A 24,345-nucleotide genomic window follows, 5' to 3' on the forward strand; every position below is an offset into this window, starting at 1 on the left:
GATGTCGGCTACCTCTCCGCGACGTGTGCCATCGGCAGGTCCAGCACCTCGTCGACGCTCCGGCGGGCGGTGGGTCGCCCCGGTTGGCCGTACCCGATCCGCATGACCATCTGCGGGGTGCCGAACCGGCCCACGGACCGGCGCAGCCGCTCGCGTGCCCCGGGCACCTCGATCGGTTGGGAGAGCAACGACACGGCCAGGCCGGCGTCGGTGGTGGTCAGCAGCACCCGTTGCAGGGCCTGTCCGGCGACGATCTGGTCGGTGGCGGTGTTGCCGGCCGCGACGAGCACGGCGACCAGGGGTTCCGGCTCGAAGTCGCGTCCGGGCGTCCGGTGGAGGGCGCCGAAGCCGCGCTGCGGCAGCAGGTCCTGCGGTTCGCTCTGCGGGCCGCCGGCCGTGGCCGGCACGCCGTCGGGCGCCGGCTCGGCGCGGGTCCACTCGACCCGCTCGGCCCGGTAGGCCGGATCCCGTTCCAGTACCCGGTGCGCGCTGTGGGCGAGTTCGCCGAGAGCGTTGACCGCGCTGGTGCCGATGACCAGTTCGAGCCAGCACTGCTCGGCCCGGGCCGCCTCGCCGAGCCGCCAACGGAGGTCGGCCGGCACCGGGTCGGGCCGGAACGGCCGGCGGTTGCTGAACCGGCGCGGGATGGCGGCGTGCAGGCTCTGCTCGGTCGGGGTGGGGCGGCGGGGCACGTCCGGCACCAGCCGGGCCACCACATCCGGTTCGGCCGGGTACGGCCGTAGCCGCACCGACGCCGGGGTGCCGGCCGCCGCCAGGGAGAGCCGCAGGTTGTAGAGGGCCGCCCCGCAGGCGATCCGGGTTCCCCAGCCGCTCGGGTCGGTGGCGGGCAGCCGGCGGGCCGAGTCGACGACGACCTCGATGCCCCCTTCGTGCAGCCGGAACCGCCACGGCTGGGTGTTGTGCAGCGACGGTGCCCGGACGGCGTCCGCCGCCGCGGCGCGCAGCTGCTCGACGGTGTAGCCGACGTCCATGGCGTTGGTCCCTTCGGGCGGTCGTGCGGTGGCTGTTCCAGGTTCGTCTCCACGGTGCGTCGTCGACGGGGTCACCGGGCAGGGCCGGACGTCCCCACCCGGCGGGACCAGCTACCCGCCGGCGGGTTCGGTGTTCGGGACCTTCGGCCCGTGTGCGTGCCCCGCCCGACGGGGTACAAACGAGGGATGATCCGGGTGTTTCTCCTCGACGACCACGAGGTCGTCCGTCGTGGCCTCGCCGACCTGCTCACCAACAGCGGTGACATCGAGGTGGTCGGTGAGTCCGGCTCCGCCCAGGAGGCGGCGCGCCGGATTCCCGCGCTCCGTCCGGACGTGGCGATCCTCGACGCCCGGCTGCCCGACGGCAACGGCATCGACGTCTGTCGGGACGTCCGGGCCGTCGACTCGTCGATCAAGGGCCTGATCCTCACCTCGTACGAGGACGACGAGGCGCTGTTCGCGGCGATCATGGCGGGGGCCGCCGGCTACGTGCTCAAGCAGATCCGGGGCACCGACCTGGTGGACGCGGTCCGCCGGGTGGCGGCCGGGCAGTCCCTGCTCGATCCGGCGATCACCACCCGGGTGCTGGACCGCATCCGCAGCGGGGTGGAACAGCCCCGCGAGCTCCAGTCCCTCACCGAGCAGGAGCGGCGGATCCTGGAGTACGTCGCCGAGGGGCTGACCAACCGGGAGATCGCCGGCAAGATGTTCCTCGCCGAGAAGACCGTCAAGAACTACGTCTCCAGCGTGCTGGCCAAGCTCGGTCTGGAACGGCGCACCCAGGCGGCGGTGCTGGCCACCCGACTTCTCGGCCAGCGGAACTGAGCGACCGGGCGGGCACACCGGGGCGGCACCCGGACGCTCCGGCCGACCGAGCCCGAAGCGATCACGTGCCAGGTCCGACCGGGGGAAGACACTGACCCGGGGGACGCTGTCGAGCTGCCCCGTCGGTGCGCCCAGCCAAGAGGGGAAGAGCGCTCGCGGGCGATCCGCTCGTTGCCCACCACCCGGGTCGACCGTCCCGCGCGTTGCGTCAGGGGCGAGGGCGCCAAAACGGAGTGGGCGACCGACGGCGGGTGGCGCCGGTCGGGGGTGAGTGGCGACGGGGCGACCGACGGCGGGTGGCGCCGGTCGGGGGTGAGTGGCGACGGGGCGACCGACGGCGGGTGGCGCCGGTCGGTCGGTGGGCGGCGAGTGGCCGTCATCGCCCAACGCCCTCATCGCCCAACGCCCTCATCGCCCAGCCGTGGTCGCCGAGCGGGCATGTCTGCCCCGTCTGTGCGGGCAGCTCCACAGCGTCCGCGAGGTGATGCCCCCGACCCGGTGGCGCTCGCCGGACCGGGCACGACAGACCGGGCACGACAGACCGGGCAAGGCAGACCGGGCAAGGCAGACCGGGCAAGGCAGACCGGGCACGACAGACCGGGTAGCCGAGGGTACCGGCGGCCGTGGCCCGGTGGCGGGGACCGGTGGTCGTGGCCCGAGCGCGGAGGACCAGGCCGGACGGGACCGGCCGGACGGGGCCGGCAGAGCGGGGCCGGCAGAGCGGCGGGAACCCGCAAGGAGAGCTGGCGGGGCGGGTCAGTCGCCGAGCGGGACACTCCAGCACAGCTCGGTGCCGTGCGGATCCACCCGACGGACGACGAACTCGCCGCCGAGCCGCTCGGCCCGCTCACGCAGGTTGACCAGCCCGCTGCGGGCGGCGGACGGATCCGTGCCCACGCCGTCGTCGGTGACGGTCACCGTCACGCGGCCCGCGTCGACCAGCACCCGCACGCCGACCCGGTCGGCCCGCGCGTGGCGCACCGCGTTGGAGAGCCCTTCGCGCAGGACGGCCAGCAGGTCCGGCCGGATCGACTCGGGTACCGCGCTGTCGATCGGCCCGACCAGGTCCAGCCCCGGGCGGTATCCGAGGGACTCGGCGGCCGCCTCGATCGCCTCGCGGATGTCGGTGCGCAGCGCCGCGCTCATCGGCGTCCGTAGCTCGAAGATGGTGCGCCGGATGTCCCGGATGGTGGCGTCGAGGTCGTCCACGGCGGCGTTGATCCGCTTGGCCACGTCCGGGCGGGAGGACATCGGCGCGGCGCTCTGCAACTGCAACCCGGTGGCGAACAACCGCTGGATCACCACGTCGTGCAGGTCCCGGGCGATCCGCTCCCGGTCCTCCAGGACCACCAGCAGTTCCCGCTCCTCCTGCCCCCGGGCACGTTCCATGGCCAGCGCGGCCTGACCGGCGAAGCTGCGCAGCAGCGCCACGTCGTCGTCGGTGGTGCCGTCCCGGTCCGGCAGGTGCGCCGTGACCAGCACGCCGTGCAGGGTGTCCCCGGCGGCCAGCGGGGACACCACCGCCGGTCCGGCGGTCACCGGCGCGGGCCAGGGGGCGGCCTCGGCGAGGTTCTCGACCAGCTCGTGCCGGTGCTCGGTGACCGATCCGCGGAACGTGGTCTCCCGGGCCGGGAGGACCGCCCCGAGCAGTTCCCGCACCCGGTCGCCGGCACCGTCCACGACCTCGACGGTGAACTGGTCGCCGTCCTCGTCGTAGAGGAGCACCAGCGCCAGTTCCGCCTCGGCGACCTCGCGGGCCCGGCGGGCCACCAGGGCCAGCGCGTCGGTCCGGCGTACCTCGCCGAGGAGCACCGAGGTGATCTCGGCGGTCGCGGCGAGCCAGCGTTCCCGGCGGTGGGCCAGCGCGTAGAGGCGGGCGTTCTCGATCGCCACGCCGGCCGCCGCGGCGAGCGCCACCACGATCTCCTCGTCGTCCTCGGTGAACTCCGTCCCGCCCTGCTTCTCGGCGAGGTAGAGGTTGCCGAAGACCTGGTCGCGGATGCGGACCGGGACGCCGAGGAAGGTGTGCATCGGCGGGTGGTTCGCCGGGAACCCGTACGACCTCGGGTGCTGGGTGATGTCGGGCATGCGCAGCGGACGCGGGTCGTCGATGAGCAGCCCCAGCACGCCCCGTCCGTGGGGCAGGTCGCCGATCCGCGCGTGCAGCTCGGGGGAGATGCCGTGCACGATGAAGTCGTGCAGCATCCGGTCCGGCCCGATCACGCCGAGCGCGCCGTAGCGGGCCCCGACCAGCTCACACGCCGACCGGACGATCCGTTCCAGGGTGCTGTGCAGGTCGAGGTCGGTGCTGATGCCGACGACCGCGTCGAGCAGCGCGCGGAGCCGTTCCCGGCTGGCGACCACGTCGCCGACCCGGTCGAGCATCTCCTGGAGCAGTTCGTCGAGGCGGACCCGGGAGAGCGGGCTCAACCCCAACGACGGGACGCCCTGCTGCGGCTCGGGCGACGGGTTCGGGACGGCTGCGGCCACCGGGGGATGCTACCGCCCGGTGACCGTGGCGGACGACCCCGTGAGCGCGCGGTGACCGCCCCCACGACCGCACCGGGACGCGACTCCCGTGGTCAGGGCCGCCCTTCGACGGCGGAGGTGTCCACCACCTGGGCGGTGGGCAGCCGGGGGGTGTGCGGCGGACCGGCGTGCGCCGGGTCGGCGATGCCCAGTCGCAGGACCAGGTACGGGAAACCCATCCCGGCCAGCAGTTGGCGTAGGGTCTGGCGGGTGCCGGCCACCTCCACCACACCGCTCAGCGGCACCACGGACACCCCGAGTCGGGTCGCGGCCAGCCACGCGGCGGAGAGCGCCTCGCCGGCCCGCAGCCAGCTGTCCGGCTCGTCCTCGTCACCGTAGAGCAGCGCGTACACGGCGGCCCGGTCGTGGCCGGCGCCGATCGGCAGGGTGCCGGCCCGACCGAAGTCCCGGGCCGGGACGGTGGTCTGCGGCGTCTGCTCGGGCAGCACCTCCGGCGGCAGGCCCAGGCCGCTCTCCGCGCGGCTGGTCCAGTACGCCAGTTCCTCGCGTACCTGCGGGTCCTCCGCCTCGACCGACTCGGCGTGCGACGCGGCGGCGGCCAGCTCCAGCACCTGGTCGCGGTCGAGGATCTGCATCCGCCCGCCCGCCGTGCCCGCGGCCCGGGTGATCTCGCCGATGGCGGCGGTGGACACCTGCTCCTCGCTGACCGGGCGACGGTCGGTGTGCCGGACCTGCATGCACTGCACCGACCGCATCGCCTCCGGCTCCGGTTCCGCCCGGCGGGAGCCGGTGATCCGGGCCAGCAGGTCGGGGTCGGCCGGGTCGGGCAGGCGTTCCACCGCCGGCGCCCAGCCCTCGGCGGCGAGCGCCACCCGGGCGTGGTGCAGGGCGGCGCCGCAGCTCAGGGCGAGCAGCCGCCCCTCCGGGTCGGTCGCGGCGAGCCGCCGTTCCGGTGCCGTCCGCAGTTCCAACGCGTCGGGCAGCACCCGCCAGCTCCAGGGCTGGGTGTTGTGCACCGAGGGGGCGTAGCCGGCGGTGGCGGCGGCCTCCGCGTACGCGGTGGTCAGCGGGCGTGCCGGCGTCTCGTGGCTCATGTTGCGACCTTTCGTCTCCACCCCATCGTGCCGTACCCGGGTGGTGCTCCGGGTGAGCTTGCGGCTCCATCCTGCGCCACGGTGGCCGGCTCCGCACGGTGCCACCGGTCCCGGGCCGGGGGTCCTTCGGCCCGGTCGAACAGTGGCGGATCCGGGGTCCGCCGCCGTCGCGGTTGAGACGATCCACGGGTGGCGGAGAGCGAGTGCGTCCCGGAGCGGCCGGTCGGCGCGGGCCGACGCGGGCGCGGGCGGGAGTGGCTGCCGCTGGCCGGTCTCACTCTCGTGGTGCTGGTCGGCGCGGGTCTCTGGCTGGCCGGGCGGCGGGAGGTCGCGGGCCTGCTGTGGGCCGCAGCGACCGTACTGACCCTGGTGCCGGCCGCCGGGTCGATGCTGCGGCAGCTGTGGCACCGGCGGTTCGGCGTCGACGTGGTCGCCGTGCTCGCGCTGGCCGGGGCGCTGGTCGTCGGGGAGTACCTGGCCGGCGCGGTGGTGGCGTTGATGCTGGCCACCGGCCGGTCGCTGGAGACGTACGCGCAGCACCGGGCGACCCGGGATCTGCGCGCGTTGCTCGCCCACGCCCCTCGGACGGCCCGACGCCGCCGGCCCGGCGGCGGGATCGAGCAGGTGCCGTTGGACGTGGTGGCGGCGGGTGACCGGCTGCTGGTCGGCCCCGGGGACGTGGTGCCGGTCGACGGCACGGTGGAGGAACCGGCCACCCTCGACGAGTCGGTGGTGACCGGGGAGTCCCGCCTGGTGCAGCGGACGGCGGGGGAGCGCGTGCCCAGCGGGGTGGTCAACGCCGGGGCCGGCTTCGGGCTGCGGGCGACCCGCAACGCGGCGGGCAGCACGTACGCGGGGATCGTCCGCCTGGCCGAGCAGGCGACCGCCCGGAAGGCGCCGATGGTGCGCCTGGCCGACCGGTACGCGGCGGCGTTCGTGCCGTTCACCCTGACCCTGGCCGGGCTGGCCGGGCTCCTCGCCGGTGACCTGGTCCGGGCGGTGGCGGTGCTGGTGGTGGCGACGCCGTGTCCGCTGCTGCTGGCCACGCCGATCGCGATCGTCTCCGGGCTGTCCCGGGCGGCCCGGCGCGGGGTGCTGGTCCGTGACGGCGGGTCGCTGGAACTGCTCGGCCGGGCCCGTACCCTGCTGTTGGACAAGACCGGGACGCTCACCGCCGGCCGGCCCCGGGCGGCCGAGACGGTCACCGCGCCCGGCGGTGACCCCGACGAGGTGCTGCGGCTGGCCGCCTCGGTGGAGCAGCTCTCCCCGCACGTGCTGGCGGCGGCGCTGGTCCGGCAGGCCCGGGAACGGGGCCTGACGCTGGCCGAGCCGACCGAGGTGACCGAGGAACCGGGTCGCGGGGTCCGGGGGCGGGTGGACGGCCGGGTGGTCCGGGTCGGCCAGCTCGCCGACGGGCTGCCCGACTGGGCGTGCCGGGTGCGCGAGGAGGCCGAACGGACCGGCCGCTCCGCGGTCTGGATCAGCGGCGAGCAGGGGCCGCTCGGCGTGGTCCTGCTGGAGGACCCGGTCCGACCGGACGCCCCGCACACCGTGCGGCGGCTGCGGCGGGCCGGGCTGACCCGACTGGTGATGCTCACCGGCGACCGGCCGGGTATCGCCGAACAGGTCGCCGGGACGGTCGGGGTGGACGACGTGGTGGCCCAGTGCCCGCCGGGGGAGAAGGCCGACCGGGTCCGTCAGGAGGCCCGGCGGGCGGTGACGGTGATGGTCGGCGACGGGGTGAACGACGCCCCCGCGCTGGCCGAGGCGCACGTGGGGGTGGCGATGGGAGCCACCGGGGCGCGGGCCTCCGCCGACGTCGCCGACGCGGTGCTGACCGTGGACCGGTTGGACCGGCTCGCCGACGCCGTCGAGATCGCCCGGCACGCCCGCCGGATCGCGGTGCAGAGCGCCACCGTCGGGATGGCGCTGGCGGTGGTGGCGATATTCGTGGCGGCGGCGGGTCGGCTGCCGCCGGTGGCGGGGGCGTTCCTCCAGGAGGGCATCGACGTGGTGGTGATCCTCAACGCGCTGCGGGCGCTCGGCGGTGGCGCGTACCCGGCCCGGGACGGATCGGACGGGGGCGGCCCCGCCCGATCCGACGGCGGCTCCACCGGCCCGGGGTGAATGACCGGCGGTCGCCGGTCACCGCTGGCGGATCACCGCCACCGGGCAGTGCGCGTGCTGGAGCACCTGCTGGCTGACCGACCCGAGCAGCGCCCCGCGCAGACCGCCCCGGCCCCGGGTGCCGATCACCACGAGCTGCGCGTCCCGGCTCGCCTCCACCAGCGTGGACGCGGCGTTGCCGGAGAGCACCTCGGTGGTCACCGGGACGTCCGGGAAACTCTCCCGCCACTGCCGCAGGGACTCCTCCAGGCTGGCCTGCTCGGTCGCCTGGGCCTCGTCCGGGTCGAAGCCCTGGGCCCGCCACTGGGTCGGGGCCCAGGCCCGCACCGCGTGCAGCGGGGCGTCGCGCCCGGCGGCCCGTTCCATCGCGAAGCCGAGCGCGACCAGGGACGTCTCCGAACCGTCCACCCCGACCACGACCCGCTTCCCGGTGGCGGTCGGGGTGTCCCGGCGGACCACCACGACCGGGCAGTGCGCGTGGGCGGTGACCGACACGGCGGTCGAGCCGGTCAGCAGGCCGGTGAAGCCGCCGTGGCCCCGGCTGCCCAGCACCAGCAGGGCCGCCTCGGCGGAGCGTTCCTGGAGCACCAGCGCGGGCGGCCCGTCGAACACCTCGCCGTGCACGGTCAGCCCCGGGTTGGCCGTGGCGGCGTCGGTGACCGCCTGCTGCACGAGCTGCTCCACCTGCTGCCGGGCGGCGGCGTCCGGCCACGCGCCGGGGGCGATGCCGGGGCCGATCCATCCCCCCACGGTCAACCACTCGAACACGTACGCCAGCCGCACCGGCTGCCCGGTCCGTCCGGCCTCCGCCAGCGCCCAGGTCAGGGCGGCCGCCGCGTCCGGGGAGCCGTCGTAGCCGACCACAATCTCCTCGTCGCTCATGATGCCTGCCTCTCGTTCGTGGTCACTACCGGTTCGTCGGGTCGGTCTCGCGGACCCAGCGCCACTCCGCCACCCGGGGGTCGTCCTCGCCGAAGCGCCGGGTGTGGTCGCGGCACTCCTGCCGGGCGTCGACCATCTCCTGCCGCAGGTGCGCGGCCCGGGCGGCCAGCCCCGGCACCCGGTCGATCACGTCGATGACCAGGTGGAAGCGGTCCAGGTCGTTGAGCATCACCATGTCGAACGGCGTGGTGGTGGTGCCCTCCTCCTTGTAGCCGCGCACGTGCAGGTTGCCGTGGTTGGTCCGGCGGTAGGTGAGCCGGTGGATCAACCACGGGTAGCCGTGGTAGGCGAAGATGATCGGCTTGTCCCGGGTGAAGATGGTGTCGAACTCGTTGTCCGGCAGCCCGTGCGGGTGCTCCGACGGCGGCTGGAGCCGCATCAGGTCGACCACGTTGACGACCCGGACCTTCAGGTCGGGCAGGTGCCGACGGATCAGGTCGGCGGCGGCGAGGGTCTCCAACGTCGGCACGTCCCCGGCGCAGGCGAGCACCACGTCCGGTTCGCTGCCCTCGTCGGTGCTGGCCCAGTCCCAGATGCCCAGGCCGCGCCGGCAGTGCTGGACGGCCTCGTCGATGGTCAGCCAGTTCGGCGCGGGCTGCTTGCCGGCGACCACCACGTTGATGTAGTGCCGGCTGCGCAGGCAGTGGTCCATTGTGGAGAGCAGGGTGTTCGCGTCCGGCGGGAGGTAGACCCGGACCACCTCGGCCTTCTTGTTGACCACGTGGTCGATGAAGCCCGGGTCCTGGTGCGAGAAGCCGTTGTGGTCCTGCCGCCACACGTGGCTGGAGAGCAGGTAGTTCAGGGAGGCGAGCGGCATCCGCCAGGGGATGCCGCGGGTCACCTTCAGCCACTTGGCGTGCTGGTTGACCATCGAGTCGACGATGTGGATGAACGCCTCGTAGCTGGTGAAGACGCCGTGCCGCCCGGTGAGCAGGTAGCCCTCCAGCCAGCCCTGGCACAGGTGCTCGGAGAGGACCTCCATCACCCGTCCGTCGGCGGCGAGGTGGTCGTCGTCGGGGTCGGTGTCGGCCACGAACACCCGGTCGGTGACCTCGAACGCCGCGCCGAGCCGGTTCGAGGCGACCTCGTCCGGACCGAACAGGCGGAACGTCTGCGGGTTGGCGGTGATCACGTCGCGGACCCAGGGACCGAGGACGCCGGTCGCGCCGACACCGGGCGTGCCCGGTGCGGGCACGTCGACCGCGTACTTCCGGAAGTCCGGCAGGACCAGGTCACGCAGCACCTGCCCGCCGTTGGCGACCGGGTTGGCGCTCATCCGCCGGTCCCCGGTCGGGGGCAGCGCGGTCAGCTCGGCCACCGGCGCGCCGGTGGCCTCGAAGAGCTCCTCCGGCCGGTACGACCGCAGCCAGCGCTCCAGCGCGGCCAGGTGCTCGGGGCTGTCCCGGATGTTCGACAGCGGCACCTGGTGGGCCCGGTAGGTCCCCTCGACCTGCTTGCCGTCGACCACGTCCGGGCCGGTCCAGCCCTTCGGGGTGCGCAGGACGACCATCGGCCAGCGGGGTCGGCCGACCGCCTCCCCGGAGCGGGCGCGGCGCTGGATGGCGGCGATCTCGTCGACCGCCCGGTCCAGGGTGGCGGCGAGCGCCTGGTGCACCCGCGCCGGGTCGTCCCCCTCGACCACGTACGGCTCGTGGCCGAAGCCGCGCAGCATGGCGAGCAGGTCGTCGGTGGGGATCCGGGCCAGCACCGTCGGGTTGGCGATCTTGTAGCCGTTGAGGTGCAGGATCGGCAGGACCGCCCCGTCGCGGGCCGGGTTGAGGAACACGTTGGACAACCAGCTGCCGGCCAGCGGGCCGGTCTCCGCCTCGCCGTCGCCGATCACGCAGGCGACCAGCAGGTCGGGGTTGTCGAACGCGGCGCCGTAGGCGTGGCTGAGGGCGTACCCCAGCTCGCCGCCCTCGTGGATGGAGCCGGGCACCTCCGGCGCCACGTGGCTGGGGATGCCACCGGGGAAGGAGAACTGGCGGAACAGCCGGGCCATGCCGGCCTCGTCCCGCCCGACCGAGTGGTACCGCTCGCTGTAGGTGCCCTCCAGCCAGGTGTTCGCCACCAGCGCCGGGCCGCCGTGACCGGGGCCGGTGACGAAGACGGCGCTCAGGTCACGGTCGACGATCAACCGGTTGAGGTGCGCGTAGAGCAGGTTCAGGCCGGGGCTGGTGCCCCAGTGGCCGAGCAGCCGGGGTTTGACGTGCTCGACACGCAGCGGCTCCCGCAGCAGGGGATTGTCCAGCAGGTAGATCTGGCCGACCGTCAGGTAGTTGGCCGCCCGCCAGTAGGCGTCCAGCCGGCGAAGCTCGTCGTCGGTCAGCGGCGCGGGCAGCTCCAGAGCGGTGTCCATCTGCGCAAGCCTCTCGCGGGTCGGGGGATCCTGCATCCGGAACGGCGGATTCGTCCGGCGGATCCAGCCTCGCCGGCCCGCTGTCGTGGAAGCAGGGTCGTTGGTCCCGGACCCACCGGGCGGGACGACCCGTTGGTCACGTCGTCTCCAGGGGTACGTCGGTGACCCCACGGATGAACACCACCGGGGCGGGCGCGTGGTACAGCAGCGACTGGCTGACCGCGCCGAGCAGGCCCCGCCACGGCTGGTCGCCCCGGGTGCCGACCACCACCAGCCGGGCCGAGTAGGACTGCTCGACCAGCATCCGGCCGGGATCGCCGCGCAGCACCGTCGGCTCGGCGGTGACCGTGGGATGCCCCGACCCCTTCTCGGCGAGCAGGTCGGCGACCTCCTGCTCGGTGCGCGTCCCGTCGCCGTTCGGCTCGACCACCCGGACCACGCGGAGCCGGCCGTCGTGCCGGGCTGCGCAGTCGAGGGCGAAGTCCAGCGCGAACCGGGAGGTGGCCGAGCCGTCCAGTCCGACGAGGACCGGTCCCGCCGGGGGCGGGTCGAGTCGGGCCACCAGGGTCGGGCAGCCGGCCCGGGAGGCCACCTGAACGGCCGCCGCCTCGGGCGACACACAGTCCCGGGTGGTCATGCCGCCGTCACCGACGACGACGAGGAAGGCCGACTCGGACTGCCGCAGCAGCACCGCCACCGCGGCACCCTCGACGACGTGCGCGTCCACCAGCAGGTCGGCGGCCACCTCACGGGCCGCCCCGACGGCCCGGGTGATCGCCCGTTCGGCCTCGGTCCGGGCCCCGGCGAGACTCGGCGCGGCCAGGGCCGCCTCCCAGTTGAAGGCGTGCAGCACGCAGAGCCGCCGGCCGTGCTCGGCCGCCTCCCGGGCGGCCAGCCGGACCACCGGCAGGCTCTCCTCCGACCCGCTGACCCCGACCACCACGGGCGCGTCGGCGGCTGCGCTCATGGTCGCGTCACCTCCCGGCCGTCACCCTTTCACCGCCGACAGTAGTGGCGCGGTCGCCGCCGTCAGGGCGAGTCGGCGGAACCGGAGCCACCGGCTGGGGGTGTGCCCGGGTGTGTGCAGGGGTCCCCTGCTCGGCAAAAAGCGGTAACAGGGGACCCCTCCTACCACCCGGCGGGGCGGTGACTGCTCAGCCGCGGAGGCAGGGCAGGCCGTCGAGGGAGAACGCGGACGGGTGCGTGTTGGCCGTGGACCAGCTGCCGAGGAAGCCGACCTCGACCGTCCCGCCGCCCGGCAGGGTGCCGTTCCAGGAGGCGGGTGAGACCGTCACGTCGGCGCCGGACTGCTGGTGGGTGCCGTTCCAGAGCTGGGTGACCCGCTGCCCGTCCGGGAAGCTCCACCGCAGCGTCCAGCCGGTGCGGGCCCGCGTGCCGGTGTTGCTGACCCGGACGGTCGCCTGGAAGCCGCCCGACCACTGGTTGGTGACGGCGTACGTCACCCGGCAGGAGTCCACCCCGCCGGTGGGGCCCGGCGTGGGTGTGCCGGTGGGGGAGGGGCTGACCGTGGGCGAGGGGGTGGGTGTGCCGGTAGGGGAGGGGCTCACCGTGGGCGACGGGGTCGGCGTGATCCGGGTCGGGTCGACGATCCCCCAGTAGGCCGGCTTGGCCTGGAGTTCGGTGTCGAAGAGCAGCGGCGCGTCCTTGCGGGCCACCGGGAAGGTGTCCAGCCAGGTGTCGTCGTCGGCGAGTCCCCAGAGGGTCACCGAGGTCAGCTCGTCGGCGTAGCGGCGGTAGAGGGCGAACAGGTCCCGGTACTTGTACGCCTGGGTGAGCAGCCGGTCGGCGGGCGGCGTCGGGAAGGACTCGTTGTTGTTGGTGTAGATGCTGATGTCCATCTCGGTGACCTGCTGCTCCACGCCGAGCGGCACGAACGCCTGGAGCATCGCCTCGGTCTCGGCGACCGACGGCCACTGGACGTTGACGTGCATCTGGTGCCCGACCCCGTCGACCGGCACGCCCTCGGCGCGCAGCTGGCTCACCAGGTTCCGCAGCTTGTCGCGTTTGGCGGGCACGTTGGTGTTGTAGTCGTTGATGTAGAGCTTCGCGCTCGGGGCGACCTGGCGGGCCACCCGGAAGGCGGTGCGCAGGTAGTCCAGGCCGGTGATCTCGTGCCACCGGCTGCGGCGCAGGCCGTCGGCCTGGTTCTCGTCGATCACCTCGTTGGCGACGTCCCAGACGCCGATCGTGTCGCCGTACCGGCCGACGACGGTGCGGATGTGCGTCTCCAGCCGCTCCAGCAGCAGCGCCTTGTCGGCCGGGTCGGAGGTCAGCGGGGTGCCGTCGGTGTCGGTGAACACCCAGGCCGGGGTCTGCTGGTGCCAGACCAGGGTGTGCCCCCGGACGGCCAGGCCGTTGGTGGTGGCGAAGTCGACCTGCGCGTCGGCGTCGGCCCAGCGGAAGGTGCCCTCGGTCGGCTGGGTGGCGTCCCACTTGAGCGCGTTGCCCGGGGTCACCGTGTCGAAGTGCCGGCGCAGCAGGGTGGCCTGGTCGCCGATGATCTGCCGGTTGCTGATCGCCGCCCCGATCGGGAAGTCGTCGGCGAGGACGTCGCGCAGCGCCGGGATGTCGGTCTGCACCGGCTTGGTGGGTTGGTACGACAGGGTGAAGTCGTCGACGTGCAGGTCGGCGGTGCCGCTGGCGGTCTCCACGTACGCGGACAGGCCGTCCACGTCGTGCGCGAGGACGTAGGTGCCGCGCAGCCGGACCCAGGTGTCGGCGGTGACCGCCGTGTTGCCGACCACCTGGTCGTAGGCGGAGGTGCCGTCGGCGTCGCGTTGCACGCTGAGCCGGACCTGGGCGGGGGACTGGCCGGCGGCGAGCCGGACCCAGATCGACAGTTCGTAGCGCTTGCCCTGGACCATCTTGTCCAGCAGGTCGAGGGTGGGGCCCTGCCAACTCGCGGTCCGTGCGGAGGCGAGCAGGCTGCGGGTGCCGCCGTGGGCGGCGGCGGTGCTGACCGCGACGGTCTCCCCGCCCCGGGCCCGGAAGCCCTGGGTGGTGCCGTCCTCGAAGGTCGCGTCGACCACCACGACGGGGTCGGCGGCGTGGGCGGGCGGGCCGGTCAGCGGCACGGCGGCGAGGGCGGCGGTGGCGAGGGCGGCCAGGGCCAGCAGGCCCGGCAACGCCCGACGGTGGCGCGTCACAGCGCGCATGGATTGTCCTTCCGGTGGTTCGCGGTGGGTGCGCGCGGGGGCGTCGATGGGAGGTGGACGCGGGGACCGCACGCCGGTCGACCGGCATGAGCCCGCATGCCGGTGGGGTGGTCCCGCTCCGCAGGCGGCACCCGTGCCGGGATGCCGCTGACGCGCCTCGATGGTACGGATCACCGCGCGACCGCACCAGAGCCTGTCAACCGACGTTGACAGTGGAGGGATTGTCAACGTAGATTGACGGCATGAGTCAGGCGACGGAACTCGCGGCCGCGGCCGGCAGCGCCGACCCCCGGGTCGGGCTGCGGGCCGTGCTCGCCCTGCGCCGGCTGCTGGAGCGGTTGGAGGTGGTCCAGGTGGACAACGCCCGACGGGCGGGCTGGTCCTGGCAGGAGATCGCCGACGCGCTCGAGGTCAGCCGGCAGGCGGTCCACAAGAAGCACGCCGGGCGTCCGGCGGTCGAGCACTCCAGGGAGGCGTGATGTTCGAACGGTTCACCCACCGGGCCCGCGAGGTGGTCCGGCGGGCCCGGGACGAGGCCGGTGCGCAGCCGGTCGACACCCAGCACCTGCTCCTGGCGCTGCTCGCCGATCCCGACGCGCTGGCCACCCAGGTGCTCGCCGACCTCGGTCTTCCGGCCGACGGGCTGCGCGCCCGGATCGTCGCGCAGGTCGACCGGGGCGCGGTGCTCGGTGCGGCGGACGCCGACGCGCTGCGGCAGATCGGGATCGACCTGGCCGCCATCGAGGCGCGGGTGGAGGAGGCCTTCGGGCCGGGCGTGCTGCGTCGCCCCGCCCCACCGTCGCGCCGCCGGGGCTGGTGGCGGCGCTCGGAGGGGGGCACGTTCTCGCCCCGGGCCAAGAAGGTGCTGGAACTGTCCCTGCGCGAGGCGCTGCACCTGCGGCACCGGCACATCGGCACCGAGCACATCCTGCTCGGGCTGCGGCACGAGCGTGCCGGCCTGGCCGGTCAGGTGCTCGCCGAGGCCGGGGTGGACCTACGTGACCTGCGCCACCACGTCGACGTGGCGGTGCGGGCGGCGGCCTGACGGGAACTGGCGGCGGCTCCGCGCCGCCGCCAGGTCGCTTCCCACGGTCAGGGGATGTCGATCTGGGTGTTGCTTGTCGCGTTGTACTGCACGCCGTTCTTCTCCGCGTAGTGGGAGCAGGTCACCGTGATCGTGCGGTAGCCCCCACCGGCGACGCCGTAGACGTAGTTCGAGGCGAATTTGATGTCGACGAGTGCGCCGTTGTTCTCGGCGTCGTAGCCGGTCGTGTAGCCGCCGAGCATGTCGTAGGCGTAACACCGCACGTTGATGTAGTCGGCGTCGACCCGGTTGTTGCTCGAATCGGCGAACCGCGAGTAGCCCCGGATCTTCACCCGCTTGCCGTAGCCGCTGGTCTCGTACCCCTGGTTCTCGATGGCACCCTGCAAGGTGTAGGTGGTGTAGCCGCCACCGCCGCCGCCCGGGTCGCCGCCGCCACCGCAGGAACCGTCCCCGACCTCGATCGGGCAGATCACGTCGAATGCGTATGCCGGCGAGGCGGCCAGACTCGTTCCAAAAAAGGCGAGAATCAATGTCAGAAAAATTTGGGCAGCACGTCTGAACACTTTTTCTCCTGCCGCTTTTCGCCGTTGCCCACGCTTCGGCGTCCTGATCGGACACCAGGCTATATCCGCTGCCTGGCCAGCGCAACGTCCGTCGTTGCTTCCCGCCATTTCCACCCGATGTCCGACCAGCCGGCGTTGCCGGAATTGTAAGTGTTAATCAACTGCTGATGGCCGGTCGCCCGATTTCCGATTTCCGGGACGCTCCAAACGGGTGGAACGTGACGACGGCGGGCGCCTCGCAGCGGCGCTTGGGCTCCTGACCACCAGGAGCCCGCCGGAAACCTTTTTGTGGTGTGCTCGACGACGGGCGCTGCCGGGTCGCTGCCACCGCCACATTGCTGCACACTGACGCCGTGGATGCTGGAGAGGGTGGGCGGCGCGGGGCGGACCGGGCCGGGCTGCGGTCCGCCGTGGTGGTCAACCCGGTCAAGGTCGCCGATCTCGACGAGCTGCGGCGCGTCGTCGACGAGACCCTGACCGCCGCGGGCTGGGCCGAGCCGCTCTGGTACGAGACCACCGTCGAGGACCCGGGTCGCGGCCAGACCGAGAAGGCCGTCGCGGCCGGGGTGGACGTCGTCTTCGCCTGTGGCGGTGACGGCACGGTGATGTCCTGCGTGAGCGGGCTGGTCGGCACCGAGGTGGCCCTGGCCGTGCTGCCACAGGGCACCGGCAACCTGCTCGCGGCGAACCTCGGTCTCTCCGGCGACCTCGCCGCCGGGCTGGAGGTGGCCGTCGAGCAGGGACGCCGCCGACTCGACGTGGGGGCGGTCGACGGGCACCACTTCGTGGTGATGGCCGGCATGGGCTTCGACGCCCAGATGCTCGCCGACACCTCCGAGACCACCAAGGCGCGTATCGGCTGGCCGGCGTACGTCATGGGCGCCGCCCGCCACCTGCGGGACCGGCCGATGAAGGTCAGCATCCGGGTGGACGACCGGCCTCCGTTGCGCCGCCGCGCCAAGTCGGTGCTGGTCGCCAACGTCGGGCGGCTCCAGGGCGGGGTGACCCTGCTGACCGAGGCGGAACCGGACGACGGCTACCTCGACGTGGCCGTGCTCACCCCACGCACGCTGCGGCACTGGCTGGAACTCGGCTGGGCGGTGGTACGCCGCCGCGACCGGGTGCCCCGGATGGAGGTCCTCCGGTGCCGACGCGTCGAGATCACCAGCAACCGGGCGCAGCCCCGGGAACTCGACGGCGACCTGATCGAACCCGGCCGGTCGCTGCGGGTGGAGGTCCGCCCCGGGGCGCTGTGGCTCTGCGTACCGCGCCCGGCGCAGGCACCCGACCTGACCGAGGACGCCGACGCGGTGGCGGAGCGGGGTGAACGCCGGGTCGAGGAGGCACGCGGTGAGTAGCACCCGGATCGTCCCCGAGACCCGGTGCATGGCGGACGAGGAACTCTCCGCCGACGACGCCTGGCACACCCTGCGCCGTGAGGGCAGCTGGACCCTGCTGCGGGACGCCTTCGTCCGGTTCCGCTACGGCGACGGCTTCAGCCACGCCCGCGCCTTCGCCTTCCAGCTCTGCCTCGCCGTGGTGCCGTTCATGATCGCGTTGACCGGCCTGATCAGCGAACTCGGGGTGGAGGAGGGCGGCGAGGTCGTCGCGGACACCGTCCTCGCGCTCAGCCCCGGCGCGAGCGACGACATGGTCAAGGAACTGCTCAGCGACCGGGAACGCACCGAACGGGTCGGCGAACTGGCGCTGACCCTGGGCCTGCTGACCGGCCTGGTCGCGCTGACCTCCACCATGGCCCAGATCGAGCGGGGCGCGAACCGGATCTACGGCGTCGAGCGGGACCGCCCGGCACTGTGGAAGTACCTGCGGGCCGCCGTGCTCGCCGTCACCGCCGGCCTGCCGGCGCTGGTCGGCTTCCTCATCCTCGTCGGCGGCGGCGCGATCGGCGACTCGGTACGCCGGCACTACGCCTGGGGCGACGCCGCGCACGGCGTGTGGAGCGTGCTGCGCTGGCCGCTGAGCCTCGGGCTGACCGTCCTCGCCGTCGCCGTGCTGTTCCGGCACGCGCCGCGCCGCAAGCAGCCCGGCCTGTCCTGGCTGTTCTTCGGGGCGGCCATCGCCACCGTGCTCTGGTGGCTGGCCAGCCTGCTGCTCGCCGGCTACGTCGCCTTCGGCGACAACTTCGGGCAGACGTACGGCCCGCTGACCGGAATGATGGCGTTGCTGCTCTGGGCCAACCTCACCGGCATGGCGCTCTTCGGCGGGCTGGCCTTCGCCGCCCAGTTGGAGGCGCTGCGTATCGGCGTGCAGGAGCCCGCCCAACCGGACCTCTGGGAGCCGGACTCGCACCGGGAACAGATCCACGACACCGGGGAGATGACCGCGCTCTGACCCCGCGCCCGGGGAGCGTGTACCGAACCGGCCGTTCGGGTACATCGCCTCGCCAGAGGCGAAAAGGGAGGCTGGGCGTGACCACGGTCAGAGAGGTTCTGCGTCGACCCCTGGGACACTTCACCGAACGGAGCCTCGCCGGACTGGCGCTGGTCCTCGGTGCCGGGGTCGCCTTCGGGGTGTTGCTCGTCGCCGTCCGCAGCCGGTGGACCCCCCTCTACGACGTCGACCACGGCATCGCCGCCTGGCTCAACGAGCAGATCGCCCCGCACGGCCCGCTGGTCACCGTGCTGAACGCGGTCACCGACCTCGGCGGGTTGGCGGTGATCCTCTGGCTGGTGTCGGTCGGGGTGGTCGGCCTGCTGATCCGCAAGCAGGGGCGGCTCGCGGTCTACCTGCTGGTCACCGGGGCCGGCGCGCTCATCCTCGACCCGACGGTCAAGGCCCTGGTCGACCGGCTGCGGCCCGAGGTCGAGGTGCCCATCGGCACCTACTCCGGGGAGAGCTTCCCCAGCGGGCACGCGCTCGGCTCGATGGTGGCGTACGGCGCGCTGCTGCTGGTCTTCCTGCCCGCCATGTCCCGCCGGTGGCGCAGGCCGGCCATCGCGCTCACCGCGCTGATCGTGGCCCTGATCGGCTTCACCCGGATCGCGCTCGGCGTCCACTTCGTCTCCGACGTGCTCGGCGCCTGGCTGCTCGGCGCGGTCTGGCTCGCGGTCACCGCGTACGCGTTCCGGCTGTGGCGGCTGGAACGCGGTCGGCCCGCCGTACCGATCGAGGAGGGGTTGGAACCGGAGGCCGCGCACGACGTCGCGCCCGCGCCCGACGAGGAGCGGCTGCTGCCCCACCCCCGGGCCGGCGTGGCCGAGCTGATCATCGGCTGGGTGCTGGTGCTCGGCGTGCTGTACGGCTTCGGCACCTTCGTCAGCTACCACGCCGACGGCACCTTCTTCGCCACCATGGACCGCGCCGTGCCGGAGTGGTTCGACGCGCAGCGCACCCCGGGCCGCGACGACCTCAGCTACTGGTGGAGCAAGGTCGGCGACACCCACGCCATCCTGCTGATCTCCCTGGTCTTCTGCCCGCTGGTGCTGGCCGTGTGGCGGCGCTGGCGACCGGTGCTCTTCGTGGCGCTGACCATGTTCGGCGAGCTGAGCCTCTTCCTGGCCAGCTCGGCGGCGGTGGACCGGCCCCGCCCGCCGATCGAGAACCTGGACGGGCCGATGCCCACCTCGTCCTTCCCGTCCGGCCACATCGCCGCGACGCTCTGCCTCTGGGTGGCCATCGCGATCGTCGTGTTCCCGCGCACGGACCGCTGGTGGCGCTGGGTGTTCGTCGGGCTCGCCGTGGTCATGCCGCTTGGGGTGGCGATCTCCCGAATGTACCGGGGCATGCACCACCCGACCGACTTCATGGGCGCGATGATGCTCACCGCGTGCTGGATCGGCCTGCTCTACTGGGTGGTCCGCCCCAACGCCGACGTGGCCGAGGGCAACCGACCCGCGATCGAGTCGGAGGACGTGCACACCCTCGACGACGAGCTGGTCAAGGCCGGTCGGGTCGACTGAACCGCCGTCATGCTGCGGGTGATGACCTGGAACGTCCGCACCGGCGGCCGGGACCGCGCCGCCGACCGCCGGGACCGGCTGGTCCGGGTCGTCGGCGAGCAGTGGCCGGACGTCCTCGCCCTCCAGGAACTGCGCGGCTTCGACGCGCCCGGTGTGGCGGAGCGCTTCGGCGACGCGGTGGGGATGCGGGCGCACCTGGCCCGGAGCTGGTTCGGCCAGCCGGTGGCGGTGCTGGTCCGACCGCCGTGGCGGGTGCTCACCGCCGCCGGAGTGCGCCGGCCGTTCCACCACGCCGCGGCGCGGGTCACCCTCGCCACCGCCGGGGCCGGACCGCTGACCGTCATCAGCGCCCACCTCGACCCCTACTGCGGGCGTCGGCGACTGTGGGAGGCGGGCTGGCTGGTCGCCGCGCTGCGCCGGGCGCCGGGGGAGTCCGCGCTGCTCGCCGGGGACCTGAACACCCTCGAACCGGGCGTCGACCACCGGGCGCGGACCACCCGGCTGCCGGCGGCGTACCGGCGGCGGCACCTGCGCTCCGACGGCCGGACGGCGGAGACCCGCGCGGTGGCCCGGCTGCACCGGGCCGGCCTGGTCGACCTGTTCACCCACGCCGGCTCCGGGGAGCCGGAGACCGCGCCGACCCGGTACGGCGGGGGCGCGGAGTTCTCGGACATGCGCCTGGACTACCTCTTCGGTACGCCCGCGCTGGCCGCCCGCGCCCGCGACTGCCGGGTGGTGCGGGGCGGCGCGACCGAGTACGCCTCCGACCACTACCCGGTCGTCGTGGACCTCGACCTCACCCCGGCCTGACCGGCATCCCCCGCGCCGACGGTCTCACTGCTGAGCGCCGTGCTGTCCTCTGGTGCCCCACTTGCGGTCCTCCAAGCCGAGGAACGTACCCGATCGGCACGCTTTGGAGCTGCCCCGTCCATGCGCCCAGACCGGGCCGCAGAGAATACGCGACCCGCACCGGCCCATCAGGGCGACCCGGCCAGGCCGATGGTGGCGGCGAGGCGGGTGAGGTCGGCGGGAGTGGGGCCGGCGCGGAGTACGGCGGTCAGGACGGCGAAGGCGGCGGGTCGGAGGCGTACCTCGGCGGGGGCGATCCGGTCCGCGGTGAGCAGGGCGCGGCCGGCGGCGTGGTGGTCGCCGAGGTCGAGGTGGGCCCGGGTGATGTCGACGAGGTGGGCGGCGCGGTGTTCGGCGGGTAGCCGGTGCCAGGCGTCGGTGGTGGTGGCCCGGTGGTGCAGGGTGACGGCGAGGTGGTTGTCTCCCAGGTGCGCGGCGGCCAGCGCGCGAGCCAGGTCGACCACGATCGGCCCGAAGCCGTCGTCGTGCTGGTGCGCGGTGTGAGCGGCGAGGTGGGCGGCGCGGTCGGTGAGGTCGTCCACGGCAGTGGGGTCGCCGCAGGTGGCAGCGGCGAGGGCGGCTTCGGTGAGGAGCGTCCCGGCCAGGGCGAGGTGGTCCGGGGTCACATTGAGGGGGCGTACGGCGGTGGTGGCGACGGTCAGCGCCAGCCGGCCCCGGTGGAGCGTGCGCAGCGCCTGGGCCAGGGGGACGGCGGCCAGGGCCGTGCGGCAGGGGTCTCCGGCTGCGGCGGTCATGGCCCGGTCGGCGGCGAGCCAGGCGAGGTGCGGCTCACCGAGCTTGACCAGCGTCTGGGCGGTGAGCCGGTAGATGCGCACCAGGAGGAGAGCGCTGGCTGTCGAGGCCGGGTGGTGGGCGGGACTGGCGGCGGCGAGCAGGTCGGGCAGCATCCTGAGGACCTGGGTGTGGTGCGCGTGGCGGTAGGCCGTGCAGGCGTATCCGACCTGGTGGTCGAGGGCGGCGACGGACGGCGGCCGGCCGCGGCTGACGGTGTCGGGGGTGTGGTGGCTGGCGAGGGCTTCGCGGACACGTTCGATGGCGGTGGTGGCGTCGGTGGCGGGTGCGCGCTGGACGCGCCGGCCGAGCAGGATGCCGGGCGCGACGCCGAGGACGGCGGCGACTGTTTCGATCATGGGGAGGCGGTCGAGGGTACGGACGCCGCGTTCGACCTTGTCGACCCAGCTCTTCGAGCGGCCGATCCGGTCGGCGAGGACCTGTTGGCTCATGCCGCGCCGAGCGCGTAGCTGTGCGACGCGTCGCCCGATGGGCAGGTCCCGGCGGTCGGGCTGGCGGGGCGCGTTCATCGCCCCTCCGTCGGGTGGACGGGTTCGGTGTACTCGCCGCAGCGCGGACACCAGCGGGACTTGACCCGGAAGGCGAGCAGACCGAGCAGGAACCCGGGCATCAGCCCGCCGAACACGACCGACAGGATCTGGTACGTCACGAGCACTCTCACCTTCCGCCGAGGTTCGTCGGCCCGGCCCTGCGGTCGCCGGGCTGCGCCGGCACCGGGACGACGTGCCATCTCGGTCCTCTCCTCACTGGCTGTTCACACTCTGCGGTCGATCGACTACTTTCCGAAGAGGATGTGGTGTCCCAGCGGCGGGCGTGCTCTCCGGTCGACCTCGCGTGTCGGGGCGGTGACACCAGGTGGGGGAGCGGTGGTGGAGGTGTGATGGCGGACGGTCGACTGTCGACCCTGGAATTCCTCGGTGCGGAGCTGCGGCGGGCGCGCAAGGAGGCCGGGCTGAGCCGGGAAGACCTGGCCCAGCGGATCAACTACTCGTCCTCGTTGGTGGGGATGGTGGAGATCGGGCACCGTACGCCGTCACAGGACTTCATCGCCCGGGTGGACGCCGAACTGCGGGCCGGTGGCCTGTTCGAGCGGCTGCTCGGTCTGGTCCGCGCCGACGCCGCGCCACCCTGGCTGCGTGAGTGGATCAGCGTGGAGAAGGAAGCCACCCTGATCCGCTGGTTCGAGCCGTCCCTCGTCCCCGGCCTGCTCCAGACCGAGGCGTACGCCCGCGCGGTCCTGGCGTGGGGCGGGCTACTTCGTCAGCCCGAGATCGAGCAACGGGTCACGTCCCGCCTGTCACGGCAAGCGGTTCTCTCCGCTGACACGCCTCCGCAGTTCGTGGCCTTGTTGGACGAGGCGGTGCTGCATCGCGCCGTCGGCGAGCCGGCGCTCATGGTCGAACAGTTCGACCACCTGGCGCAGGTTTCCGAGTGGCCACACGTTCATCTGCACGTGATGCCGTTCGGGGCAGGCGCTCACGCTGGCCTCGCCGGAGCGTTGATCCTCGCCAAGACGCCGGACGGCAGTGAGGTCGTGCATCTCGACAACCAACTCCGCGCGCACGTCACCGACAGGCCGGAAGACGTTGATACTCTTCAACGCAAGTGGGAGGCCATGCGTGGGGAGGCGCTGCCTCGCAGGGCTTCCTGGGAGCTGATTCAGAAAGCGGCGAAGTCATGGACCTGACCGGGGCGGTGTGGCGGAAGTCCAGCCGGAGCGGTAACGGTGGCTCGACCTGTGTCGAGGTGGCGACGAACCTGCCCGACGTGGTGGGCGTTCGCGACAGCAAGGACCGGCAGGGGCCGGTGCTGTCCTTCCCGCCTGCCGCATGGGCCGCTTTCGCTCGGGCCACCGTGGCTGGCGCACTGACGCCGCGTGACTGATCGGACGACAGGTGGGCCCTGACTCTGGCTGGAGTCCGGCCCCACCCGCGTCTGTCGGGGTGTTCGAGGCTTCGTGGCTGCCTGAGGTGTGATCCGCTCGGCGTGTCGTGCATCTGAGTTGTCACAACCGCGTGCGGTCAGCGAGGGGACAGCCGCGATCAACGAGTGGCTGTGCGCGACTTCGGCCAGGCGCTAGCGCAGATGCCGGGCGAAGAACGCGGCGGCGTCCTGCCCGGCGAACTGCGGGACACCGGTGTGTCCGCCCATGTTGGCGTGCAGCGTCTTCTCCTTGGAGCCGAGGGCGTCGAACAGGTCCAGGGCGGCCTGCCGGTCGTTCCCTTCGTCATCCCACTGCAGCAGGACGTGCAGCGGAATGGTGACCTGCCGGGCCTCCTCGAACATGGTGCGAGGCACGAGACTCCCGGCGAAGAAAGCGGCGGCCACGATGCGCGGCTCCACCACCGCAAGCCGGATGCCGACGGAGATCACTCCCCCCGAGTACCCGACCGGGCCGCCGATCCCGGGCAGCGACAGGAGAGCATCCAGGGCGGTCCGCCACTCCGGGACCGCCCTGTCGACCAGTGGGAGGACGAGGGCGTCGACGATGTCGTCGCTGACCGGCTCGCCGGCCTCCATGGCCCGACGCAGGTCAGCGCGGGCCCGCTCGGCGGCGGCCCAACGGGGCCGGTCACCGCTGCCGGGAAGCTCGATGGTGGCCGCGGCGAAGCCGTCGGCCGCGGCGTGCCGGGCCCGCGCCACCAGACGGGGGTACATCGTGCGCAGTCCGAGCGGGGGGTGGCCGAGCAGGATCAGCGGGACCGGTGCGGATGCGGATCCGGGCGTCCACAGGATGCCGGGGATCTCGCCGAGGGTGAATTCGCGTTCGAGGACGCCGTCATCGAGGCGCTGTTCAGAAGTGAATCGCATGGTCGTGCCCTTCGGGAGTGCTCGTGAACGGCGCTCCCGGACGACCTATCGCCCGACCGTGACCCCAGAGGGGAGCACCCACGTCGAAACGTTCACGGGTACCACCTCCTCGGTCTCTCGCACGGCCTCCGAACATTAGCAGCGGCCGCCGTGACCCGCCGGACGTGTTTTCTGCGCAGGCTCCGTGGCCGGCGCCACGGACAGGCCGCAACGGGGGCGGTGACACCGGTCCAGGCGTCACCGCCGACTTCCGGATAGGGCCCAGTGGTCTCTGCCGTCAGTAGACCGACCGGCTCAAGCGCACCCGGTGCCCGCACAAACGGGGCAGCTCCAAAGGAC

At 73.4% G+C, this 24,345-nt stretch carries 21 protein-coding genes; 10 read left to right on the forward strand and 11 right to left on the reverse strand.

Annotation, left to right across the window (positions count from 1 at the left end; genetic code table 11):
- Nucleotides 1-8: 8 nt before the first annotated feature.
- Nucleotides 9-992, reverse strand: coding sequence for an Acg family FMN-binding oxidoreductase (locus QSK20_RS05615; protein WP_285787466.1), 984 nt, complete (start codon nucleotides 990-992; stop codon nucleotides 9-11).
- A 186-nt stretch (nucleotides 993-1,178) separates the two neighbouring features.
- Between QSK20_RS05615 and QSK20_RS05620 the strand changes: the two genes are divergently transcribed.
- Nucleotides 1,179-1,817: a response regulator gene (locus tag QSK20_RS05620; protein WP_088979992.1), complete on the forward strand. Its 639-nt coding sequence runs from the start codon at nucleotides 1,179-1,181 to the stop codon at nucleotides 1,815-1,817.
- Nucleotides 1,818-2,573: 756 nt separating this feature from the next.
- On the opposite strand, the gene QSK20_RS05625 is transcribed toward QSK20_RS05620, so the two are convergent.
- Together QSK20_RS05625 and QSK20_RS05630 are read right to left on the reverse strand one after the other, a co-directional pair.
- Nucleotides 2,574-4,202: a sensor histidine kinase gene (locus tag QSK20_RS05625; protein WP_285787673.1), complete on the reverse strand. Its 1,629-nt coding sequence runs from the start codon at nucleotides 4,200-4,202 to the stop codon at nucleotides 2,574-2,576.
- A gap of 197 nt (nucleotides 4,203-4,399) precedes the next feature.
- Entirely contained in the window at nucleotides 4,400-5,401 is a 1,002-nt protein-coding gene (locus QSK20_RS05630) for an Acg family FMN-binding oxidoreductase (RefSeq protein ID WP_285787467.1), read from the reverse strand.
- A gap of 189 nt (nucleotides 5,402-5,590) precedes the next feature.
- Between QSK20_RS05630 and QSK20_RS05635 the strand changes: the two genes are divergently transcribed.
- Complete coding sequence (locus QSK20_RS05635; RefSeq protein WP_285787468.1) at nucleotides 5,591-7,528, forward strand: heavy metal translocating P-type ATPase; 1,938 nt, start codon at nucleotides 5,591-5,593, stop codon at nucleotides 7,526-7,528.
- Nucleotides 7,529-7,546: 18 nt separating this feature from the next.
- Here the strand turns inward: QSK20_RS05635 and QSK20_RS05640 are convergent, their stop codons facing one another.
- The 4 genes from QSK20_RS05640 to QSK20_RS05655 all read right to left on the reverse strand — a co-directional run bounded on the left by QSK20_RS05640 (nucleotide 7,547) and on the right by QSK20_RS05655 (nucleotide 14,005).
- Nucleotides 7,547-8,410 (reverse strand): universal stress protein, encoded by an 864-nt coding sequence (locus QSK20_RS05640; RefSeq protein WP_285787469.1) that lies wholly within the window; start codon nucleotides 8,408-8,410, stop codon nucleotides 7,547-7,549.
- 25 nt (nucleotides 8,411-8,435) lie between these two features.
- Entirely contained in the window at nucleotides 8,436-10,829 is a 2,394-nt protein-coding gene (locus QSK20_RS05645) for a phosphoketolase family protein (protein ID WP_285787470.1), read from the reverse strand.
- A gap of 136 nt (nucleotides 10,830-10,965) precedes the next feature.
- Entirely contained in the window at nucleotides 10,966-11,796 is an 831-nt protein-coding gene (locus QSK20_RS05650) for a universal stress protein (protein ID WP_285787471.1), read from the reverse strand.
- 187 nt (nucleotides 11,797-11,983) lie between these two features.
- Nucleotides 11,984-14,005 carry an endo-1,4-beta-xylanase gene (locus tag QSK20_RS05655; protein WP_285787472.1) on the reverse strand — a complete coding sequence of 674 codons (2,022 nt, stop codon included), beginning with the start codon at nucleotides 14,003-14,005 and terminating at the stop codon, nucleotides 11,984-11,986.
- Nucleotides 14,006-14,247: 242 nt separating this feature from the next.
- Between QSK20_RS05655 and QSK20_RS05660 the strand changes: the two genes are divergently transcribed.
- The gene (locus tag QSK20_RS05660; RefSeq protein ID WP_285787473.1) at nucleotides 14,248-14,484 is read left to right on the forward strand and encodes an HTH domain-containing protein; all 237 of its coding nucleotides are present in this window, start codon (nucleotides 14,248-14,250) and stop codon (nucleotides 14,482-14,484) included.
- Complete coding sequence (locus QSK20_RS05665; protein ID WP_285787474.1) at nucleotides 14,484-15,050, forward strand: Clp protease N-terminal domain-containing protein; 567 nt, start codon at nucleotides 14,484-14,486, stop codon at nucleotides 15,048-15,050. The genes QSK20_RS05660 and QSK20_RS05665 overlap by 1 nt, the downstream gene beginning before the upstream one ends.
- A gap of 47 nt (nucleotides 15,051-15,097) precedes the next feature.
- Here the strand turns inward: QSK20_RS05665 and QSK20_RS05670 are convergent, their stop codons facing one another.
- Nucleotides 15,098-15,523, reverse strand: a complete 426-nt coding sequence (locus tag QSK20_RS05670; RefSeq protein ID WP_285787475.1) for a hypothetical protein — start codon at nucleotides 15,521-15,523, stop codon at nucleotides 15,098-15,100.
- Nucleotides 15,524-15,966: 443 nt separating this feature from the next.
- Here QSK20_RS05670 and QSK20_RS05675 point away from each other — a divergent pair, with 443 nt between their 5' ends.
- From QSK20_RS05675 to QSK20_RS05690, 4 genes are all read left to right on the forward strand, one after another.
- Nucleotides 15,967-16,971: a diacylglycerol/lipid kinase family protein gene (locus QSK20_RS05675; protein WP_285787476.1), complete on the forward strand. Its 1,005-nt coding sequence runs from the start codon at nucleotides 15,967-15,969 to the stop codon at nucleotides 16,969-16,971.
- Nucleotides 16,964-17,965, forward strand: coding sequence for a YihY/virulence factor BrkB family protein (locus tag QSK20_RS05680; RefSeq protein WP_285787477.1), 1,002 nt, complete (start codon nucleotides 16,964-16,966; stop codon nucleotides 17,963-17,965). Before QSK20_RS05675 ends, QSK20_RS05680 begins: the two co-directional genes overlap by 8 nt.
- Before the next feature lie 77 nt (nucleotides 17,966-18,042).
- Entirely contained in the window at nucleotides 18,043-19,533 is a 1,491-nt protein-coding gene (locus tag QSK20_RS05685) for a phosphatase PAP2 family protein (protein ID WP_285787478.1), read from the forward strand.
- Nucleotides 19,534-19,542: 9 nt separating this feature from the next.
- Nucleotides 19,543-20,343, forward strand: a complete 801-nt coding sequence (locus QSK20_RS05690; protein ID WP_285787479.1) for an endonuclease/exonuclease/phosphatase family protein — start codon at nucleotides 19,543-19,545, stop codon at nucleotides 20,341-20,343.
- A 167-nt stretch (nucleotides 20,344-20,510) separates the two neighbouring features.
- On the opposite strand, the gene QSK20_RS05695 is transcribed toward QSK20_RS05690, so the two are convergent.
- Together QSK20_RS05695 and QSK20_RS05700 are read right to left on the reverse strand one after the other, a co-directional pair.
- Complete coding sequence (locus tag QSK20_RS05695; RefSeq protein ID WP_285787480.1) at nucleotides 20,511-21,704, reverse strand: helix-turn-helix domain-containing protein; 1,194 nt, start codon at nucleotides 21,702-21,704, stop codon at nucleotides 20,511-20,513.
- Nucleotides 21,701-21,844 (reverse strand): hypothetical protein, encoded by a 144-nt coding sequence (locus QSK20_RS05700; protein WP_285787481.1) that lies wholly within the window; start codon nucleotides 21,842-21,844, stop codon nucleotides 21,701-21,703. Before QSK20_RS05700 ends, QSK20_RS05695 begins: the two co-directional genes overlap by 4 nt.
- A 231-nt stretch (nucleotides 21,845-22,075) precedes the next feature.
- On the opposite strand from QSK20_RS05700, the gene QSK20_RS05705 reads away from it, so the two are divergent.
- Nucleotides 22,076-22,882 carry a helix-turn-helix domain-containing protein gene (locus QSK20_RS05705; protein ID WP_285787482.1) on the forward strand — a complete coding sequence of 269 codons (807 nt, stop codon included), beginning with the start codon at nucleotides 22,076-22,078 and terminating at the stop codon, nucleotides 22,880-22,882.
- Nucleotides 22,873-23,079 carry a DUF397 domain-containing protein gene (locus QSK20_RS05710; protein WP_285787483.1) on the forward strand — a complete coding sequence of 69 codons (207 nt, stop codon included), beginning with the start codon at nucleotides 22,873-22,875 and terminating at the stop codon, nucleotides 23,077-23,079. The genes QSK20_RS05705 and QSK20_RS05710 overlap by 10 nt, the downstream gene beginning before the upstream one ends.
- A gap of 192 nt (nucleotides 23,080-23,271) precedes the next feature.
- Here QSK20_RS05710 and QSK20_RS05715 read toward each other — a convergent pair whose 3' ends face one another.
- A complete protein-coding gene (locus tag QSK20_RS05715; protein ID WP_285787484.1) occupies nucleotides 23,272-24,006 on the reverse strand; it encodes a dienelactone hydrolase family protein in 735 nt (244 codons plus the stop codon).
- Nucleotides 24,007-24,345 lie beyond the last annotated feature (339 nt).

The organism is Micromonospora sp. NBRC 101691 (genome assembly GCF_030269285.1).
Classification (GTDB): domain Bacteria; phylum Actinomycetota; class Actinomycetes; order Mycobacteriales; family Micromonosporaceae; genus Micromonospora; species Micromonospora echinospora.

Excerpts from the sequence above, each read along its gene's own strand:
- QSK20_RS05615 (WP_285787466.1), bottom strand. The coding sequence starts at position 992 with ATGGACGTCGGCTACACCGTCGAGCAGCTGCGCGCCGCGGCGGCGGAC.
- QSK20_RS05620 (WP_088979992.1), top strand. The coding sequence starts at position 1,179 with ATGATCCGGGTGTTTCTCCTCGACGACCACGAGGTCGTCCGTCGTGGC.
- QSK20_RS05625 (WP_285787673.1), bottom strand. The coding sequence starts at position 4,202 with ATGCTCGACCGGGTCGGCGACGTGGTCGCCAGCCGGGAACGGCTCCGC.
- QSK20_RS05630 (WP_285787467.1), bottom strand. The coding sequence starts at position 5,401 with ATGAGCCACGAGACGCCGGCACGCCCGCTGACCACCGCGTACGCGGAG.
- QSK20_RS05640 (WP_285787469.1), bottom strand. The coding sequence starts at position 8,410 with ATGAGCGACGAGGAGATTGTGGTCGGCTACGACGGCTCCCCGGACGCG.
- QSK20_RS05645 (WP_285787470.1), bottom strand. The coding sequence starts at position 10,829 with ATGGACACCGCTCTGGAGCTGCCCGCGCCGCTGACCGACGACGAGCTT.
- QSK20_RS05650 (WP_285787471.1), bottom strand. The coding sequence starts at position 11,796 with ATGAGCGCAGCCGCCGACGCGCCCGTGGTGGTCGGGGTCAGCGGGTCG.
- QSK20_RS05655 (WP_285787472.1), bottom strand. The coding sequence starts at position 14,005 with ATGCGCGCTGTGACGCGCCACCGTCGGGCGTTGCCGGGCCTGCTGGCC.
- QSK20_RS05660 (WP_285787473.1), top strand. The coding sequence starts at position 14,248 with ATGAGTCAGGCGACGGAACTCGCGGCCGCGGCCGGCAGCGCCGACCCC.
- QSK20_RS05665 (WP_285787474.1), top strand. The coding sequence starts at position 14,484 with ATGTTCGAACGGTTCACCCACCGGGCCCGCGAGGTGGTCCGGCGGGCC.
- QSK20_RS05690 (WP_285787479.1), top strand. The coding sequence starts at position 19,543 with ATGCTGCGGGTGATGACCTGGAACGTCCGCACCGGCGGCCGGGACCGC.
- QSK20_RS05695 (WP_285787480.1), bottom strand. The coding sequence starts at position 21,704 with ATGAACGCGCCCCGCCAGCCCGACCGCCGGGACCTGCCCATCGGGCGA.
- QSK20_RS05705 (WP_285787482.1), top strand. The coding sequence starts at position 22,076 with ATGGCGGACGGTCGACTGTCGACCCTGGAATTCCTCGGTGCGGAGCTG.
- QSK20_RS05710 (WP_285787483.1), top strand. The coding sequence starts at position 22,873 with ATGGACCTGACCGGGGCGGTGTGGCGGAAGTCCAGCCGGAGCGGTAAC.
- QSK20_RS05715 (WP_285787484.1), bottom strand. The coding sequence starts at position 24,006 with ATGCGATTCACTTCTGAACAGCGCCTCGATGACGGCGTCCTCGAACGC.